The 15,484-nt window shown below is 70.9% G+C and carries 8 protein-coding genes and 4 pseudogenes; 8 read left to right on the top strand and 4 right to left on the bottom strand.

Going from position 1 to position 15,484, the window contains the following annotated elements:
• The first annotated feature begins 1 nt into the window (after position 1).
• From LIU39_RS08065 to LIU39_RS08055, 3 genes are all read left to right on the top strand, one after another.
• Entirely contained in the window at positions 2–2,176 is a 2,175-nt protein-coding gene (locus LIU39_RS08065; RefSeq protein ID WP_227045888.1) for an NACHT domain-containing protein, read from the top strand.
• Between the two features lie 277 nt (positions 2,177–2,453).
• Positions 2,454–2,675 (top strand): CbtB domain-containing protein, encoded by a 222-nt coding sequence (locus LIU39_RS08060; protein ID WP_227045887.1) that lies wholly within the window; start codon positions 2,454–2,456, stop codon positions 2,673–2,675.
• Between the two features lie 21 nt (positions 2,676–2,696).
• Positions 2,697–3,446, top strand: a complete 750-nt coding sequence (locus LIU39_RS08055; RefSeq protein ID WP_227045886.1) for a CbtA family protein — start codon at positions 2,697–2,699, stop codon at positions 3,444–3,446.
• Positions 3,447–3,568: 122 nt separating this feature from the next.
• Here the strand turns inward: LIU39_RS08055 and LIU39_RS08050 are convergent, their stop codons facing one another.
• Together LIU39_RS08050 and LIU39_RS08045 are read right to left on the bottom strand one after the other, a co-directional pair.
• Positions 3,569–4,141 carry a histidine phosphatase family protein gene (locus LIU39_RS08050; protein WP_227045885.1) on the bottom strand — a complete coding sequence of 191 codons (573 nt, stop codon included), beginning with the start codon at positions 4,139–4,141 and terminating at the stop codon, positions 3,569–3,571.
• Positions 4,142–4,166: 25 nt separating this feature from the next.
• Positions 4,167–5,610: pseudogene (locus LIU39_RS08045) on the bottom strand (short-chain fatty acyl-CoA regulator family protein).
• Positions 5,611–5,815: 205 nt separating this feature from the next.
• Between LIU39_RS08045 and LIU39_RS08040 the strand changes: the two are divergent.
• The 3 genes and pseudogenes from LIU39_RS08040 to LIU39_RS08030 all read left to right on the top strand — a co-directional run.
• On the top strand, positions 5,816–7,324 hold the full coding sequence (locus LIU39_RS08040) for an MmgE/PrpD family protein (RefSeq protein ID WP_227046040.1): 1,509 nt from the start codon (positions 5,816–5,818) through the stop codon (positions 7,322–7,324).
• Positions 7,324–8,229: a methylisocitrate lyase gene (prpB, locus tag LIU39_RS08035; protein WP_227045884.1), complete on the top strand. Its 906-nt coding sequence runs from the start codon at positions 7,324–7,326 to the stop codon at positions 8,227–8,229. The genes LIU39_RS08040 and prpB overlap by 1 nt, the downstream gene beginning before the upstream one ends.
• A gap of 17 nt (positions 8,230–8,246) precedes the next feature.
• Positions 8,247–8,743: pseudogene (locus LIU39_RS08030) on the top strand (citrate/2-methylcitrate synthase); the annotation flags it as partial.
• A gap of 179 nt (positions 8,744–8,922) precedes the next feature.
• On the opposite strand, the pseudogene LIU39_RS08025 reads toward LIU39_RS08030, so the two are convergent.
• Together LIU39_RS08025 and LIU39_RS08020 are read right to left on the bottom strand one after the other, a co-directional pair.
• Positions 8,923–9,051 (bottom strand): annotated as a pseudogene (locus LIU39_RS08025) (IS5/IS1182 family transposase); the annotation flags it as partial.
• Positions 9,036–9,537: pseudogene (locus tag LIU39_RS08020) on the bottom strand (helix-turn-helix domain-containing protein); the annotation flags it as partial. The pseudogenes LIU39_RS08025 and LIU39_RS08020, both read right to left, overlap by 16 nt.
• A 96-nt stretch (positions 9,538–9,633) precedes the next feature.
• On the opposite strand from LIU39_RS08020, the gene LIU39_RS08015 reads away from it, so the two are divergent.
• Both LIU39_RS08015 and LIU39_RS08010 read left to right on the top strand, forming a co-directional pair.
• Positions 9,634–10,434, top strand: coding sequence for a class I SAM-dependent methyltransferase (locus tag LIU39_RS08015; protein ID WP_227045883.1), 801 nt, complete (start codon positions 9,634–9,636; stop codon positions 10,432–10,434).
• Positions 10,435–10,580: 146 nt separating this feature from the next.
• Positions 10,581–15,484 (top strand): type I polyketide synthase (locus tag LIU39_RS08010; protein WP_227045882.1); only part of this gene is annotated, 4,904 nt, incomplete at its 3' end.

The following is a 15,484-nucleotide window of genomic DNA, read 5'->3' as shown; positions in this document are numbered from 1 at the left end:
GATGGCCGAGGTTTCGTCCGCCGGCGCCGAGCCGCCGGTGCACAACGAGGTGAGCGGTTCCCACACCGGGCCGGTCATCCAGGCCAACTCCATCGGCGTGGTGAACGTCGGCGGCGTACCGGCGCAGGCACCGCACGGCGAGCTGGCCCAGACCGCCGACAGACTCGCCGCCGCGGTGGAGGAACGCTGGCTACGCGAGGAGGAACGACGGAAGATCCAGGATCCGAGGCCCCTGCCCGTGCGCTGGAAAACGGCGCGCAAGGGCCTGATGGATCATTGGGAAAACATCCTTCGGACGTCCTACGGGGAAACGGCCGACCCTCTGGACCTGGACGGATGTCTGGACCGGATCGCCGAGACCTACGAAAAAATCCCTTCCCGTCGCCTTGTGGTGCTGGGCCGCGCAGGTTCCGGAAAGACCATCCTGGGCCTGCGGTTCGTGCTGGATCGGCTGCAGGCCCGCGCCTCCGGCGAACCCGTTCCGGAGATCTTCAGCCTCGGGTCGTGGAACCCCACCACCGACCCGCTGGTGGACTGGCTGAGCAGCCAACTGATCCGTGACCAGCCCGGCCTGGCCACGATCGGCGACGACGGCAGGACGCTGGCCGCCGCGCTGGTCGCGCGGGGACTGATCCTGCCCGTCCTGGACGGATTCGACGAGATCGCCGAGCGCCTCCGCCCTGCGGCGCTGAAGGAACTCTCCCACCTCAGCCTGCTGCCGCTGGTCCTGACCAGCCGCTCCGACGAATACGCCGCCGCGAAAAGGAAGAGCACCAGAGGTCTGACACACGCTGCGGCTGTCGAGCTGACCGATCTCACCTTGGCCGACTCGGGGAAATACCTGATCCTCAGCAGCCCTGAGGACGCCATGCCCGAATGGGGCCGCGTACTGGCCGAGTTGCGTGACAGGCCCGAGGCACCCCTCTCCGCAGTGCTGGCCACACCCCTGATGGTCTCCCTCGCCCGCACCATCTACAGCGAGAGCGATGAGAGCGAGCCGGAGAACGAGGACGAGGTTGAGAGTGGCGAGCCGAAACGCAGCCCGGCAGCGCTGCTGGAAGACGGCCGGTTCACCACCCGGGAAGCCCTGGAGGACCATCTCCTGAGCAGCTTCATCCCGTCCGTCTACCAGCGGCGGCCCGGCGACCGGCGTACCGCACCTGCCCGGAGCTGGAACCCGCAGCGCGCTCACCGGTGGCTCGGCTACCTCGCCCACCACCTGAAGCAGCTCGACACCCCCGACCTGGCCTGGTGGAAACTCGGCACCTCGATGAGCCGCTGGACGCGTACCGTCCTGATCGCGTTCCTTGCGGGACTGTCCTTCGCGATCGTCACCTGCGTCGGCAACATCCCCATCGACCTGATCGCCACGTCGCACGGACTTGGCTTCGCGATCCGGCGCGGAACCGTCGCCGGACTCCTGCACGGGCTCGTGACCGGGCTGGCATTCGGCTTCGTCTACTGGCTCGCCGACAGCAGTGACCTCCTCAAACCCTCGCCCGTACGGGCACGCCTCTTCGGCCGTCCACGACACATGGGCGCACGGTTTTCCGCCCGGGTCATGACCCGGGTCATGACCGGAGCCCTGATCGGGTTCGCGGTCGCCGTCGTACTCGTGCTCGTCGACCGAGTCGTCGTGCCGCGGCTCGGGCTCGACGACGGGCTCGGGGGCGGGCTCCTGTCCGCGCTCGTGTTCCCGCCCGAGGTCGGGCTTTCGGCCGGGCTCGTACTCGGGATCATGACCTGGCTGGAAACCCCCATCGACGTGAAGGCCGCTGCCAGCTGCACCGACCTGTTGCGGTCGAACCACGCGAACGTGATCTCCCATCTCCTCGTCTGGGCCCTCATCCCAGGACTCGTGGCCGGACTCGTCGGCAGCCTCACCGCCGACCCCATCAGCAGCCTCCAACTCGGCCTCGCCTTCGGCATCGAAGCCGCCTTCGGGGCCGGAATCGGCTACTGCCTCTGCCTCACCGCCTGGGGCCAGTGGGTCGCCCTCGCCCGCATCTGGCTCCCCTTGACGGGCCAACTGCCCTGGAGACTGGTCGCTTTCCTGGAAGACGCCTGCGAACGAGGCGCCCTGCGCCGCGCCGGCGCGGTGTACCAGTTCCGCCACGCCCGCCTCCAGAACCACCTCACCGGGGCAGGCAAGACGGAGGGCGAGGGGCTGAGGTGACCGGCAGCGGGTGAGCGGGTGGTGGCGGTGCGGGTCCGGCCGCCCGGCGAGCGGGATCACGCCGTGGACCGGGCCTTGGCCGGGCCTGCGACACGCGGTACCTTCGGTGCGATATCGACGACGGTACGACGGAAGCCGGTGCAAGACCGGCACGGTCGCGCCACTGTGTGCACACCCGCCCCGTCCACGTGGACGGGGCGGGTGTGTGAGTCAGACCCGTGGCCGTCGTCCTGTGCACCACCGAGATGGGACGCGAACTCCCAAAGGAGGCACCGCCATGGCGCAGCACGTCGCCCAGCCGACCGCCACCGATCCAGCCGTACCGGCCAAGCTGCCGCTGAAGGCGGTCGCTCCCTGGGCGGTCTTCTTCGGCATCCTGATGCTGATCCTGCTGTACTTCGTCGGCGCCGAACAGGGCGCCACCTCCGTGTTCAGCGGCGCGGGAGTCCACGAGTGGGTGCACGACGCCCGCCATCTCCTCGGCTTCCCCTGCCACTGACGCGAGGGGCGCCGCATACTCATGAACTCAACAACGGTAAGAAACCTGCTCGTTCGGGGCATGCTCGCCGGTCTGGGCGCCGGGCTGCTCGCCCTGATCGTCGCGTACCTCCTCGGTGAGCCGAACGTCGACAGCGCCATCGGCTTCGAGGAGGCCCACGCGGGCCACTCCCATGAACACGAGGTCGAACTCGTCTCCCGGGGCGTGCAGTCCACCGCCGGACTCGCCACCGGGGTCCTGGTGTACGGGATCGCCTTCGGCGGGATCGCCGCCCTCGTCCACTGCTTCGCCCTGGGCCGCGTCGGCCGGTTCGGCCCGCGCGCCACCGCGCTGCTGCTGTCCGGCTGCGCTCTGCTCGCGGTGTACGTCGTCCCGTTCCTGAAGTACCCGGCCAACCCGCCCGCCGTCGGCAACCCCGACACCATCGGCAAGCGGACCGCCCTGTACTTCCTGATGATGGTGCTGAGCGTGCTCCTCGCCGTCGCCGCCACCCTCCTGGGCAAGCGGCTCGCACCGAGGATCGGCGCCTGGTACGCGACGGTCGCTGCCGTGGCCGCCTTCGCCGTGGTCGTCGGCCTCGCGTTCGCCTTCCTGCCCGCGATCAACGAGACGCCGGAGCACTTCCCCGCGGCCCTGCTGTGGCGCTTCCGGCTCTCCGCCCTCGCCATGCAGCTCACGCTGTGGGCCGGATTCGGCCTGCTCTTCGGCGAGTTGGCCGAGCGGCTGCTGCGTCCGGCGGCGACGGCGGTGCCCGGCCGGGCGGTGACATGACCGGCCGGTGACACGACCGACCGGTACGAGAGGGCCCGCGGAATCATCCGGGGGCCCTCTCGCGGCACTGCTGTGCGGTCACCGGAAGGCGCTCCCTGAAGGCGGTGGAGCGCAGCGCGTTCTCAGATGGCGGTGAGCGGACCCCCGAGTCGCACGTTCCACCGTCCGGCCCGTCCGCTGAGTTCGGTGCACGTGAGCGGCGGCACGTCGAAGCGCCAGAACGCGGCATCGGGTGCCCCGGTCGCCCGCACGGCCGCGGCCCGCACCACCTCCGGCTCCACCACGGCGACGACCCGCCCCGCCGGACGGAGCGCGTCCAGCCAGTGCGCCACGCGCTCACACACGGCGGCCACCGACTCCCCGCCGGGCGCCGCCGCCCGCGGATCGGTGAGCCAGCGGGCCACCGCCTCCGGCTCGGTCGCGCTCACCTCCTCCAGCGTCCTGCCGCGCCAGCCTCCCGCGTCAAGACCGGCCAGTTCCGCCGGCGTGTCCCCGGCATCGAGCCCCAGTGCCGTGGCGGTCTCCCGGCAGCGGACGCTCGGCGAGGTGACGACGGCGGCCGGCGCGGTCAGCGACCCGGCCGCCGCGCGGGCCTGCGCCGCGCCCGCGGTGTCGAGCGGGTCGCCGTCGTCGAAGGCCGCACGGCGCAGCGACGCGGTCGTGGCGGGCGAGACGAGCAGGACACGGCTGGTCACAAAAGCTCCTTCGGGTGCGCCGCGGTCAGGTGGCGCGGTGGACGACGGGGTGGGGGACGTACGTGCGGCGGTCGGGGTCGATGGCCGGCCGCCCGCCGGACAGTGGCCGTGCCCGCTGCGCGCAGTCGCGGCGCTCGCAGATCCGGCAGCCCAGGCTGATCGGGTGTGGCCGCACCGGCGCCGTCCAGCGCGACACCCTCGGCGTGGACGAGACGGTGCGCATGGCGCAGTTCGCAGCCGAGCACGAGGGCGAACTCGGCGCGCGGGGCGCGGTGGCCGTAACCGTGGCGGGCGAGGGTCCGTGCGATCCAGAAGTACCGCTTGCCCTCCGGCATTTCGGCCACCTGGGCCAGTATCCGGCCGGGCGCGGAGAACGCCTCGTACACCGTCCACAGCGGGCAGGTGCCGCCCAGCCGGGAGAAGTGGAAGTCGGTCGCCGACTGCCGCTTGGAGATGTTTCCGGCCCGGTCGACCCGCAGGAAGGAGAACGGCACGCCCCGGCGGCCGGTGCGCTGGAGGGTGGTCAGGCGGTGGCGGACCGTCTCGAAGCCGACGCCGTAGCGCGCCGACAGCAACTCGATGTCGTAGCCCACCTCCTCGGCCGCGGTGTGGAAGGCGGCATACGGCATCAGAAGCGCGCCCGCGAAGTAGTTCGCCAGGCCGATGCGGGCCGGCGCCGCCGAATCCGGAGAGGTCAGCTCAGGGGCGCTCGCCACGAGCCGGCCGAGCAGCGGTCCCTGCTCCAGCAGGGCCAGCTGGGTGGCGAGTTGGAAGGCGCGCCGGCCGTCGCTGAGCCACGGGGGCAGGAACAGCAGGCCGGTGTGCGGGTCGTAGCGCCTGGCGTCGGACGAGCGCTGCGCAGCGGCCCGGACCACGCGGACGCCGTGCCGCTCGGCGAGGCGTGCGGTGAGTGGCACGGACGCCCGGCCCGGCTCCAGCTCCATGGCCCCGGCGATGCGCTCCGCCTCGGCGTCCAGCGCGGTGAAGTGGTTGTGGTGGGCGTAGAAGAAGTCGCGGACCTCGTCGTGCGGCTCGCCGGGCAGCAGCGGCGCATCGGACGCGTCGGGCGCGGCGAGCACGGCGATCTGTTCGGCGGCGTCCCGGTAGCGGCGGTGCAGGGCGACCAGGGCACGGGCCACTTCCGGGTGGGCGCGGGCGGCCTCGGTGATCTCCGCGGCGGCGGGCAGCGGCACCCCGCACGCCTCATCCGCGAGGGCGGTCCGCAGATCGGTGGCGAGGCGGTCCTCTTCGGCCTCGGAGAAGAACTCCGTGTCGACGCCGAAGACTTCCGCGATCCGCAGCAGCACCGGGACCGTCAGCGGGCGCTGGCTCTGTTCGATCCGGTTGGCGTAGCTGGTGCAGATGCCCAGCGCGCGGGCCAGGTCCACCTGGTTCATGCCGTGTTCCCGGCGCGGGCGGCGCAGCTCGGCGTGGGCGTAGACCGTGCGGCCTGCCGGTCGCCGGGCCATGGGGCACCTCCCCGTCGTGGGCCGCCGGGCAGCGGTGCCACGGCGGCGGGGGAAGTGAACGTAGCATCCGCAGAGTTCGCAGATTCCGCGGATTCGCAGCTCGGCCGCGTACGGATTCCGCACGCAGGAACGCTGGTACGCCGGTACGCCCACCGGGCAGTCTCACGGTCATCACCACAGGAACGCCGACACCATGAGGAGTCCCGTGATCGAGCACCACGTCCGCGTCCGTCCCAGCGCCGACCGGCTCCCGCGCGAGGAGCAACTCGCCTGGAAACTCGCGTCGGTGGCCACCGCCACCGAGGAGCTGGACGCCGACAGCGTCACCATGGCCGTCAACCGGGTCATCGACAATGCCGCGGTCGCCGTCGCCTCCCTGACGCGCCGCCCGGTCGCCGTCGCCCGCGCCCAGGCCACCGCCCACCGCGCCGCCGCCCCCGGAGCCGCGGTCTTCGGCTCCCGCGCCAGGGTCTCGCCGGAGTGGGCCGCCTGGGCCAACGGCACCGCCGTGCGCGAACTCGACTACCACGACACCTACTTGGCGGCCGACTACGCCCACCCCGGCGACAACATCCCGCCGCTGCTCGCCGTCGCCCAGCACACCGGCCGTACCGGCGCCGACCTGCTGCGCGCCATCGTCGCCGCGTACGAGATCCACGTCGCGCTGGTCAAGGGCATCTGCCTGCACGCGCACCGCATCGACCACATCGCCCACCTCGGCGCCGCCACCGCCTGCGGCCTCGGCGCCCTGCTGCGGTTGCCGACGGAGACGGTGTACCAGGCGGTGCAGCAGACGGTGCACACCACGACCGCGACCCGGCAGTCCCGCAAGGGCGAGATCTCCAGCTGGAAGGCGTACGCGCCCGCCTTTGCCGGCAAGGCCGCCATCGAGGCCGTGGACAGGGCGATGCGCAAAGAGACCTCCCCGTCCCCGGTCTACGAGGGCGAGGACGGCTTCCTGGCCTGGATGCTCGACGGCCCCGGTGCCGACTACACCGTCCGCCTCCCCGAACCGGGCGAGCCCCGCCGCGCGATCCTCGACACCTACACCAAGGAGCACTCCGCCGAGTACCAGGCCCAGGCGGTCATCGACCTGGCGCGGCGGCTGCGGGAGAAGACCGGCCCGCTGGAGCGGGTGGCTTCCATCGTGCTGCACACCAGCCACTACACCCACCACGTCATCGGCTCCGGCGCGAACGATCCCCAGAAGTACGACCCCACAGCCGGCCGCGAGACCCTCGACCACTCCGTGCCCTACATCTTCGCCGTCGCCCTCCAGGACGGCACCTGGCACCACGAGCACTCCTACGCCCCCGGCCGCGCCCGCCGCCCGGACACCGTCGAGCTGTGGCAGAAGATCACGACGGTCGAGGACCCGGAGTGGACCCGGCGCTACCACGACCCCGACCCGGACCGCCGTGCCTTCGGCGGACGCGCGGTGATCGTCCTCGACGACGGCACGGTCATCAAGGACGAACTCGCCGTCGCCGACGCCCACCCGTCCGGCGCCCGCCCCTTCGACCGCCCGGCCTACGAGGGCAAGTTCCGCACCCTCGCCGACGGCATCGTCACACCGGACGGCCAGGACCGGTTCCTGGCCGCCGCCGCGCACCTGGCCGAGCTGACCACCGCCGGCCTCGATGGGCTGTTCCCGGCCGCCGACACCGATGCCGTCGCCGCGTACGACGCGGGTCTGCCGAAGGGGCTGTTCTGATGCTGCACACCCGCACCACCCCGGCCGAGCGCCGCCGCGCCCTGCGCGAGCGGCTGGCCACCGGCCGCCTGCTGACCATGCCCGGCGCCCTCAACCCGCTCTCCGCCCGCCTCATCCAGGACACCGGCTTCGAAGCCGCCTACCTCTCCGGCGCCGTACTCGCCGCCGACCTGGGCCTGCCCGACATCGGCCTGACCACCTCCACCGAAATCGCCGCCCGCGCCCAGCAGACCACCCGGGCCACCGACCTGCCCGTCCTCATCGACGCCGACACCGGCTTCGGCGAACCGATGAACGCGGCCCGCACCGTCCAGCTGATGGAGGACGCGGGCCTGGCCGGACTCCACCTGGAGGACCAGGTCAACCCCAAACGCTGCGGCCACCTCGACGGCAAGGCCGTCGTGGCGCGCGAGGAGATGACCCGCCGCATCCGCGCCGCCGTCGACGCCCGCCGTGACCCCGGCTTCCTGCTGATGGCCCGCACCGACGCCCGCGCCGTCGAGGGCCTGAACGCGGCGATCGACCGGGCGAAGGCATACGTCGACGCGGGCGCCGACGCGATTTTCCCCGAAGCCCTCGCCGACGAAGCCGAGTTCGAGACGTTCCGCAAAGCGGTTCCCGTACCCCTGCTCGCCAACATGACCGAGTTCGGCAAGAGCCGCCTGCTCGGCACCCGCACCCTCCAGAACCTCGGCTACGACATCGCCCTCTACCCGGTGACCCTGCTGCGCCTGGCCATGGGAGCCGTGGAGGACGGCCTGCGCACACTCGCAGCCGAGGGCACCCAGGAGTCCCTGCTGCCGCGCATGCAGTCCCGCTCCCGGCTCTACGAACTCCTCGGCTACGAGGAATACACGGCCTTCGACACGGCCGTCTTCGACTTCACCCTCCCGCCCGGCACCTGACACCGGAGGCCCACACCATGACCACCACCATGCCCGGAATCCACCGCGGGCTCGCCGGCATCATCGCCGACACCACCGGCATCTCCACCGTGATCCAGGAGACCAACTCCCTCACCCACCGCGGCTACCCCGTCCAGGAGCTGGCCGCGCACCGCTCCTTCGAAGAGGTCGCCCACCTGCTGTGGTACGGCGAACTCCCCGACCCGGGCCGGCTGCGGACTTCCAGGCCCGCGAACGCGCCCTGCGCCCGCTGGAGCGCACCACGTCCGAGCTGCTGAACCGGCTGCCCGAAACCTGCCACCCCATGGACGTGCTGCGCACCGCCGTCAGCTCTTTCGGCGCCGAGGACCCCACCGAGGACGACGGCAGCCCCGCCGCCAACCGCGCCAAGTCCCTGGCCCTGCCGGCGAAGCTGCCGACCGTGGTCGCCGCCGACCAGCGCCGCCGCCGGGGACCGGCCCCGATCCTCCCGGACTCCGGCCTCGGTTACGCGGAGAATCTCTTCCACATGTGCGGGCACCTGGGGAGGTGACTCTACGATCCCCCCGGCAAGAGAGGTAAACATGCAGGTCGGAGGTAGCTTTCACGGCCTTTCGAGCATGTGCAGGTTCGGCAGTGTGAAGCCTGCTCTGGCAGGGTTGTTGCTGACTCGGTGCCGACTTTCCTGATTGGGCGTCAGGTCAGAACCTTCTCGTGGGGCACGCCCCGGCGGGCGATGACCGGCTTGATGCCGCGTTTCCGCAGCAGGCGGCGGTACTTGTCGTAGTCGTAGCCGCGGTCAGCGAACAGCTGCCGGGGGCGGTGGCCCGACCGGCGGCGGCCTTCGCACCGGAAAGTTCCCACGCCTTGCAAGCGTTGCGGTTGCCCGTGACCGGCTGGCCGACGGCGACGGCGAGTCGGGAGTCGGCGTCGATGGCGACCTGGTGGTTGGTCGAGTACCGGTAGTTCTTCGACTGCTGGGCAACCGTATGATCCCGCGTGGTCACCAGGTGCCGTCGACGATCAGCACGGCGTCCTCACGGAACCGCTGCCGGGGCTGAAGCGCAAGCGACGGTCCGAGGTGGCCGATGATGCGGTGGCGGCCGACTTCGACACCCCGAACAGCGGGACGAGCTGCCGCAGCGTCAAGTTCGTACGCCAGTAGGCCGCTACGAGCAGGATCCGGTCCTCCAGAGTCAGGCTCCACGGTCGACCCTTGTGCACCTGGTCCGTACCTTCGCTCCGCATCGCAGTGACCAGCTTGCCGAACTGCCGCGGGTTCAGCCCGGTGAACGGGGCTGTCCAGGATGGCCCCAACGCCGTGATCAGACCGGCATGGCAAGATCATCCGTACGGAACAGTCCTTAGGGAGGCCCCTCGTTGACCCGACTCAATTCCATACCCCGGCGCCAGTCAGGACCCGAGGTGGCGCCCGGCTACAAAGCCGGGGCTTTCGGCCACCAGAGGACCGGTGAGCAGGGTCGGCTGCGTGCACTGGAGGACCTGTGGGATCCGTTCACCGAGCACTACTTGAGACAGGCAGGCGTGCCCACCACGGCCCGCTGTCTGGAAGTCGGGGCAGGCTCTGGGTCGGTGGCCCGGATGCTGGCCCGGATCTGCCCGAGCGGTGACGTCACCGCGACCGATATCGACACCCGCTTCTTCGAGGAGCTCGCGGCCGAAGAGCGCATCACCGTCCTGTGCCACGACGTGACCCAGGACGGCTTTCCCGCCGACTCCTTCGAGGTGATCCACGCCCGGATGGTCCTGTGCCATCTGGCCGACCCCGCACAAGTGTTGGCTGCCATGGCTGAGTGGCTGCGGCCCGGTGGTCTCCTCCTGGTCGAGGATCTCGACCTGGGGCCCGCCGACGCCTCACCCCACCCGGTGATGCGTCAGGGATTGCACGTTGCCGAGCGGACCCTTGGGGTCTCCCAGGGCAGCGATCTCCGCCTGGGCCGACGGTTGCAAGCCCTGGTGACCGACGGCGGCTTCACCTTGGGCGGCATGGGGGTGCAGCCGGTGATGATTGGTGACGGCGGTCCCGCGGATGAGTTCTGGCGTCTGTCGTTCGCTCAACTCCGCGACTTTCAGGCCAGGAACAGCTCCCCCCTGACCGGCGAGCTGGACGCGGCGCTGTCCATGATCGACCATCCGGGCTTCACGGACCTCGGCATGCACGCCGTCTCCGTATGGGGCCGGAAGCCCGTGCAGCCGACCGGGTAGCCCCTCGGCCTGACAGCTCCGGGGGAGTGGACGCCGCCGCCCCGGTCCGTGCACCTCCCTCAGCACTTGAGCGCTGACCCGACACGCCCCGTTGTCCCCTCACCATTCCTGAGATTCGAACCTGCGCCGGTTACGTGGAGGCATCCATGACTGAACCCCGTCCTTCCTCTCCCTACCCCTCCACCGCCTCCGACCCCGCCTCGCTGCCTGCTGATGCGGTGGCGGTGATCGGGGTGGGCCTGCGTCTGCCGGGCGGCATCCACCGACTGGACCAGCTCGGCCATGCTCTGCATGAAGGGCGCGACCTGGTCGGCACCATGCCATCGGACCGTTTCGATATCAGTGCCCATCAAGCCCGTCGTCCGGGAACGCCGGGCAAGTTCCACTCCATAGCGGGCGGTTTCCTGCCCGAGCCGGAAGTCACCGGCTTCGACACCTCGTACTTCGGCATCGCTCCCAAGGAAGCATCCCGCATCGACCCGCAGCAGCGTCTGCTGCTTGAGTGCGCGGTCGAGGCCCTCGACGACGCCGCCCTCGACATCGATGCCCTGGCCGGCAGCGAAACCGCCGTCATCACTGGTGTCTCCACCCACGACTACGCCGACCTGCAGGCGCGCCGCCTGCGTTCGAGCAATCCCTACACCACGACCGGCGGATTGCTGTCGATCACGGCCAACCGCGTCTCGTACGAACTGGATCTGACCGGCCCGTCCAGCGCCGTGGACACCGCCTGTTCCTCCGGCCTGACCGCGCTGCACCAGGCGTGCGAGCATCTGCGCACCGGCCGCAGCCCCCTCGCCCTGGCAGGCGCGGTGAACCTGATGCTGTCGCCGGCCCCCTTCATCGGCTTTGCACAGGCCGGAGTGGTCTCACCGACGGGTCGTTGCCACCCCTTCGGAGCCGCAGCCGACGGCTTCGTACGCTCCGAGGGCGCCGTGATGCTCGTCCTGAAACCCCTGGCCGCCGCGTTCGCCGACGGCGACCGGGTGCATGCCGTCATCCTGGCCACCGCACTCAACTCCGACGGCCGCACCGTGGGTCTGTCCGCGCCGAGTTCACGCACCCAGGCCGCTCTGCTGCGCCGGGTGTACGCCACCGCCGGCATCGACCCGCGCGACGTTTCCTATGTGGAGGCGCACGGCACCGGCACCCTGGTCGGCGACCCCGTCGAGTGCGCGGCGCTGGGGGAGGTGCTCGGCAGCCACCGTGCCGACACACCGCTGCCGATCGGTTCGATCAAGTCCAATCTCGGGCACCTGGAAGCGGCGGCCGGGATGGCGGGAGTCCTGAAGTCGTTGGTCGTGATCAAATCCCGTTCCATACCGAGGACTTTGCACTCCGATCCCCCCAATCCGAAGATCGACTTCGACCGCCTCGGTCTGCAGCCGGTACTCGCCGCCCGCCCCGTTCCCGGCGACAGCCGTGTCGTGGTCGGCATCAACTCCTTTGGTATCGGCGGTGCCAACGCGCACGCCGTCCTGGCCGCACCGCCTGTGCTGTCGGCGGAACCAGCCCGGGCTGATACCGCCGACAGCGCCGCAGTGAGCGACGTCGCCGCCGCGCCAGTCGTCAGCACGGCAGCGCGACCGGTGCCGGTCATCGTTTCTGCGCATACGCCCCAGGCGCTGACCGCCGCCCTGGAGTCCTGGGCGGAGCACTTCACCGCTATGGCCGCCGACTCCTCGCAGGGGCCCGGGGCCCTGTACGACGCCGCCTTCACCTCATGCCGGCGACGGACCCGGCGCCGCCACGGTATGGCCTTCTTCGCAACCGGCCCCGCCCAAGCCGCCGACGTCCTGGCCCGGGCGGCACAAGGACAGGACGTCGGCACTGCTACCGAACGCCTGGTGGGCGGAGGCCGGATCGGCTTCGTCTTCTGCGGGAACGGCTCGCAGTGGGCGGGCATGGGAGCCGAACTCCTCGACCAGGACGGGGCGTTCACCGCCGAAGTCGAAGCCGTCAGCAACGAACTGGAGCCCCTGCTCGGCTGGAAAGTCCGCGACGAGCTGGCCTGCGCCGACGCCTCCCGTTGGGACCGTACGGAAGTCGCGCAGCCGATGCTGTTCGCTGTTCAGGCGGGCCTGGTTGCCGCCTTGTCCGCCCGGGGCGTTGATCCGCACGCCGTCATGGGACACAGCGTCGGGGAAGTGGCCGCCGCGTACTGTGCAGGTGGCCTCACCCGGGCCCAAGCCTGCCGCGTCATCGCCGCCCGCAGCCTCGGGCAGGCCGCCACCGCGGGTTCGGGAGGCATGGCCGCGGTGGGCCTGAGCGAACACGCCGCCAGGGAACGGCTCGAACAGGCTCAGCTGAACGACCGCGTGGAGATCGCCGCGGTCAACTCCGACCAGGACGTCACCCTCGCGGGCTCGCACGAGGACCTTGCAGCCCTTGGCGCCGCATTGGATTCCGACGGCGTCTTCTTCCGGGACCTGCGCCTCGACTACGCCTTCCACACGAAAGCCATGGACCCCGTGCGTGACCAGCTGGCTCGTGCACTGAAATCCCTGGCCCCCGGGTCCTTCCGCATTCCGATGATCTCCACGGTGACCGGCCGCGCCGGGTCTGGGGACGCCCTGGACGCCGGGTACTGGTGGGCCAACATCCGCCGCCCCGTCCGCTTCCACCAGGCCGCCACCGAATTGACAGCCGGGGACGCCGCCTGCGACGTCCTGGTCGAGATCGGCCCTCACCCCGTGCTGACTGCCTATCTGCGACGTGCCACCGCCGGCGCTTCCGCCCCCGGCACGATCGTTCCCACACTGTCCCGGACGTTCGCCGGCGTGGACGCTCTGCAACAGACCGTCCTGCGCGTACTCGCCACCGGGGCAGCGGTGGACTGGGACAGCTACTTCCCCCGTCCCGGCGCGGTAGCCGACCTGCCGGCGGTGGCGTGGCAGCGCGAGCGGCACTGGAACGGCGACGCGTCCTGGTGGCAGGAAGACGCCCCCAGCGAGGACACCGCCGGTGTCCACCCCCTTCTCGGCTCCCGCCAACCCGGGCCGGAGGCAACGTGGCTGAACCGTCTGGACGCCGACCGGCTGTCGTGGATGGAAGACCACCGGGTCACAGACGCTGTCGTATGGCCCGCCGCAGGCTTCGTGGAGATGGCTCTGGCCGCCGCGCGGAGCCGACACGACGAACCACTCGAAATCACCGGCCTGTCCATCGACCGAGCCCTGACCCTCGACTGGAGCGCCGACTCGGCAAGCCCCACGGACGGGGACGACGTCCACCTGGCCACTCACCTTGCCCAGGACGGCAGGCTCACCATCCGAAGCCGCACGGGTGCACAGGACTGGACCGAGCACGTCCGCGCCGGCGTGCGGAGTCTGCTGCGCCCACAGCGCCCCTGTCTGGACATCGCCGCCCTGAAACGCCGCCTGCCGAACAAGCATCTCGCCCTTGAGCACTACGCAGCCGCCCATCAGGCCGGTCTCGACTACGGACCGGCATTTCGGACCGTCACACACCTGCACACCGGGCCGGAAGAAACCGTAGGACGCTACGAGTTCACCGCGCCGATGCAGCCCGAGCCCGAGGTCATCGCCCACCCCACGCTGGTGGACGGCGCCCTGCAGACCTGTCTGCCGCTGATGTTCACCGCGGACCGACCCGCCCCGTTCCTGCCCGCCCGCATCACCACCATCCGCAGTTGGCAGGCCCTGCCCTCCTCCGGCTTCACCCACGTCACCCGCGCCACCGGCCCCGACGCCCTGTGGGACATCGCCGTGTGCGACGACGACGGTGACGTGTGCATGGAACTGCTCGGCTGCGAACTGCGACGCTTCGAAACCGTGACCGTCGACGAGCAGGACCGCCTCACCGAAGTCCTGCGCGCGGCGCCCGTACCTGGCCAACCTGAGCCCGGCCGGAGCCCGCTGCCTGCCCCGCAGTCACTGCCGGACCTGGTCGGAAGGCGGAATGACGCCCATCTGGGCCGGCTGCACCAGATCAGCGACGCGCTCCAGCCGCGTCTGCTCGAAGTCTGCGCCCACTTCACGGCCCAGGCCGTGCGCCACCTGCTCCCGGCCTCGAAGCACTCCTCGTTCGGCCTGGCCGACCTCATCGACGCAGGAGTCGAGGCCAAGCACGCGAAGCTTCTCGACGTCCTGCTGCTCCAGGCCGTCAGCCACGGCGTCCTCACCGCCACCGGGCCCGACGCCTGGAGCAGCACGGCCGCGCCACGCCCCGAGGAACTGTTCGGCCGACTGCTTGAGGACTTTCCCGGTCAGAGCGTCACCGTCCTCACCTACGGTGTGTGCGGGGGCCGCCTCGCCGAGGTACTCACCGGTGACGCCAACCCTCTGGAGCTCCTCTTCTCCGAGTCCGACAACCTCGTCCAACGGTTCTACGAGGCCAGCACCTTCTTCGCCCCGCACACCCATGCGCTCGTCGGCTGGATCCGCAATGTCGTCGATGGCTGGCCCGCCGACCGGCCGCTGCGCATCCTCGAGGTCGGTGCGGGCACCGGCGCCACCACCGCGGCCCTGTTGCCACACCTGCCGCCCGAGCGCGTCCACTACACCTTCACCGACGTGTCACCCGCGTTCTTCCCCCCCGCCAAGAAGCGCTTCCACACCTACGACTTCCTCATCCACCAGGTGCTGGACGCAGGCAGTGACCCCGTGGCCCAAGGCTTCGAGCCAGGTGCCTACGACCTCGTCATCGCCGCGAACATCCTGCACGCCACGAGCGACATCTCCCGCGCCCTGCGCGGCATGGCTACCTTGCTCGCCGACGGCGGCCACCTGGTCGCCCTGGAAACCCACAGCGTGGAACTCCTGGCTCCGGTGTTCGGCCTGCTGGACTCCTTCTGGCTTTCCACCGACCGGGGCGTCCGGCCCGACGGCCCACTGGTGCCCTACGACCGCTGGCCCGAGCTCCTCGCCGACTGCGGCTTCGCGACCACGGGACAATATGACGACACCGCCGCGGACCGGCCCTACGTGTCCCTCATCGTCGCAGAGCGCGGCGCCCACGCCGTCCCCGACAAGGCAGCGGACCGTACTTCTCCCGGCGCATCGGGCGTGGGGGGGGGGGGGGGGGGGCG

It is taken from the genome of Streptomyces pinistramenti (assembly GCF_020564935.1).
GTDB lineage: Bacteria > Actinomycetota > Actinomycetes > Streptomycetales > Streptomycetaceae > Streptomyces > Streptomyces pinistramenti.
The sequence above is the reverse complement of the archived record's forward strand: the minus strand, read 5'-3'. Positions and strand labels throughout refer to the sequence as shown.

Excerpts from the sequence above, each read along its gene's own strand:
- LIU39_RS08055 (WP_227045886.1), top strand. The coding sequence starts at position 2,697 with ATGAACTCAACAACGGTAAGAAACCTGCTCGTTCGGGGCATGCTCGCC.
- LIU39_RS08060 (WP_227045887.1), top strand. The coding sequence starts at position 2,454 with ATGGCGCAGCACGTCGCCCAGCCGACCGCCACCGATCCAGCCGTACCG.
- LIU39_RS08065 (WP_227045888.1), top strand. The coding sequence starts at position 2 with ATGGCCGAGGTTTCGTCCGCCGGCGCCGAGCCGCCGGTGCACAACGAG.
- prpB (WP_227045884.1), top strand. The coding sequence starts at position 7,324 with ATGCTGCACACCCGCACCACCCCGGCCGAGCGCCGCCGCGCCCTGCGC.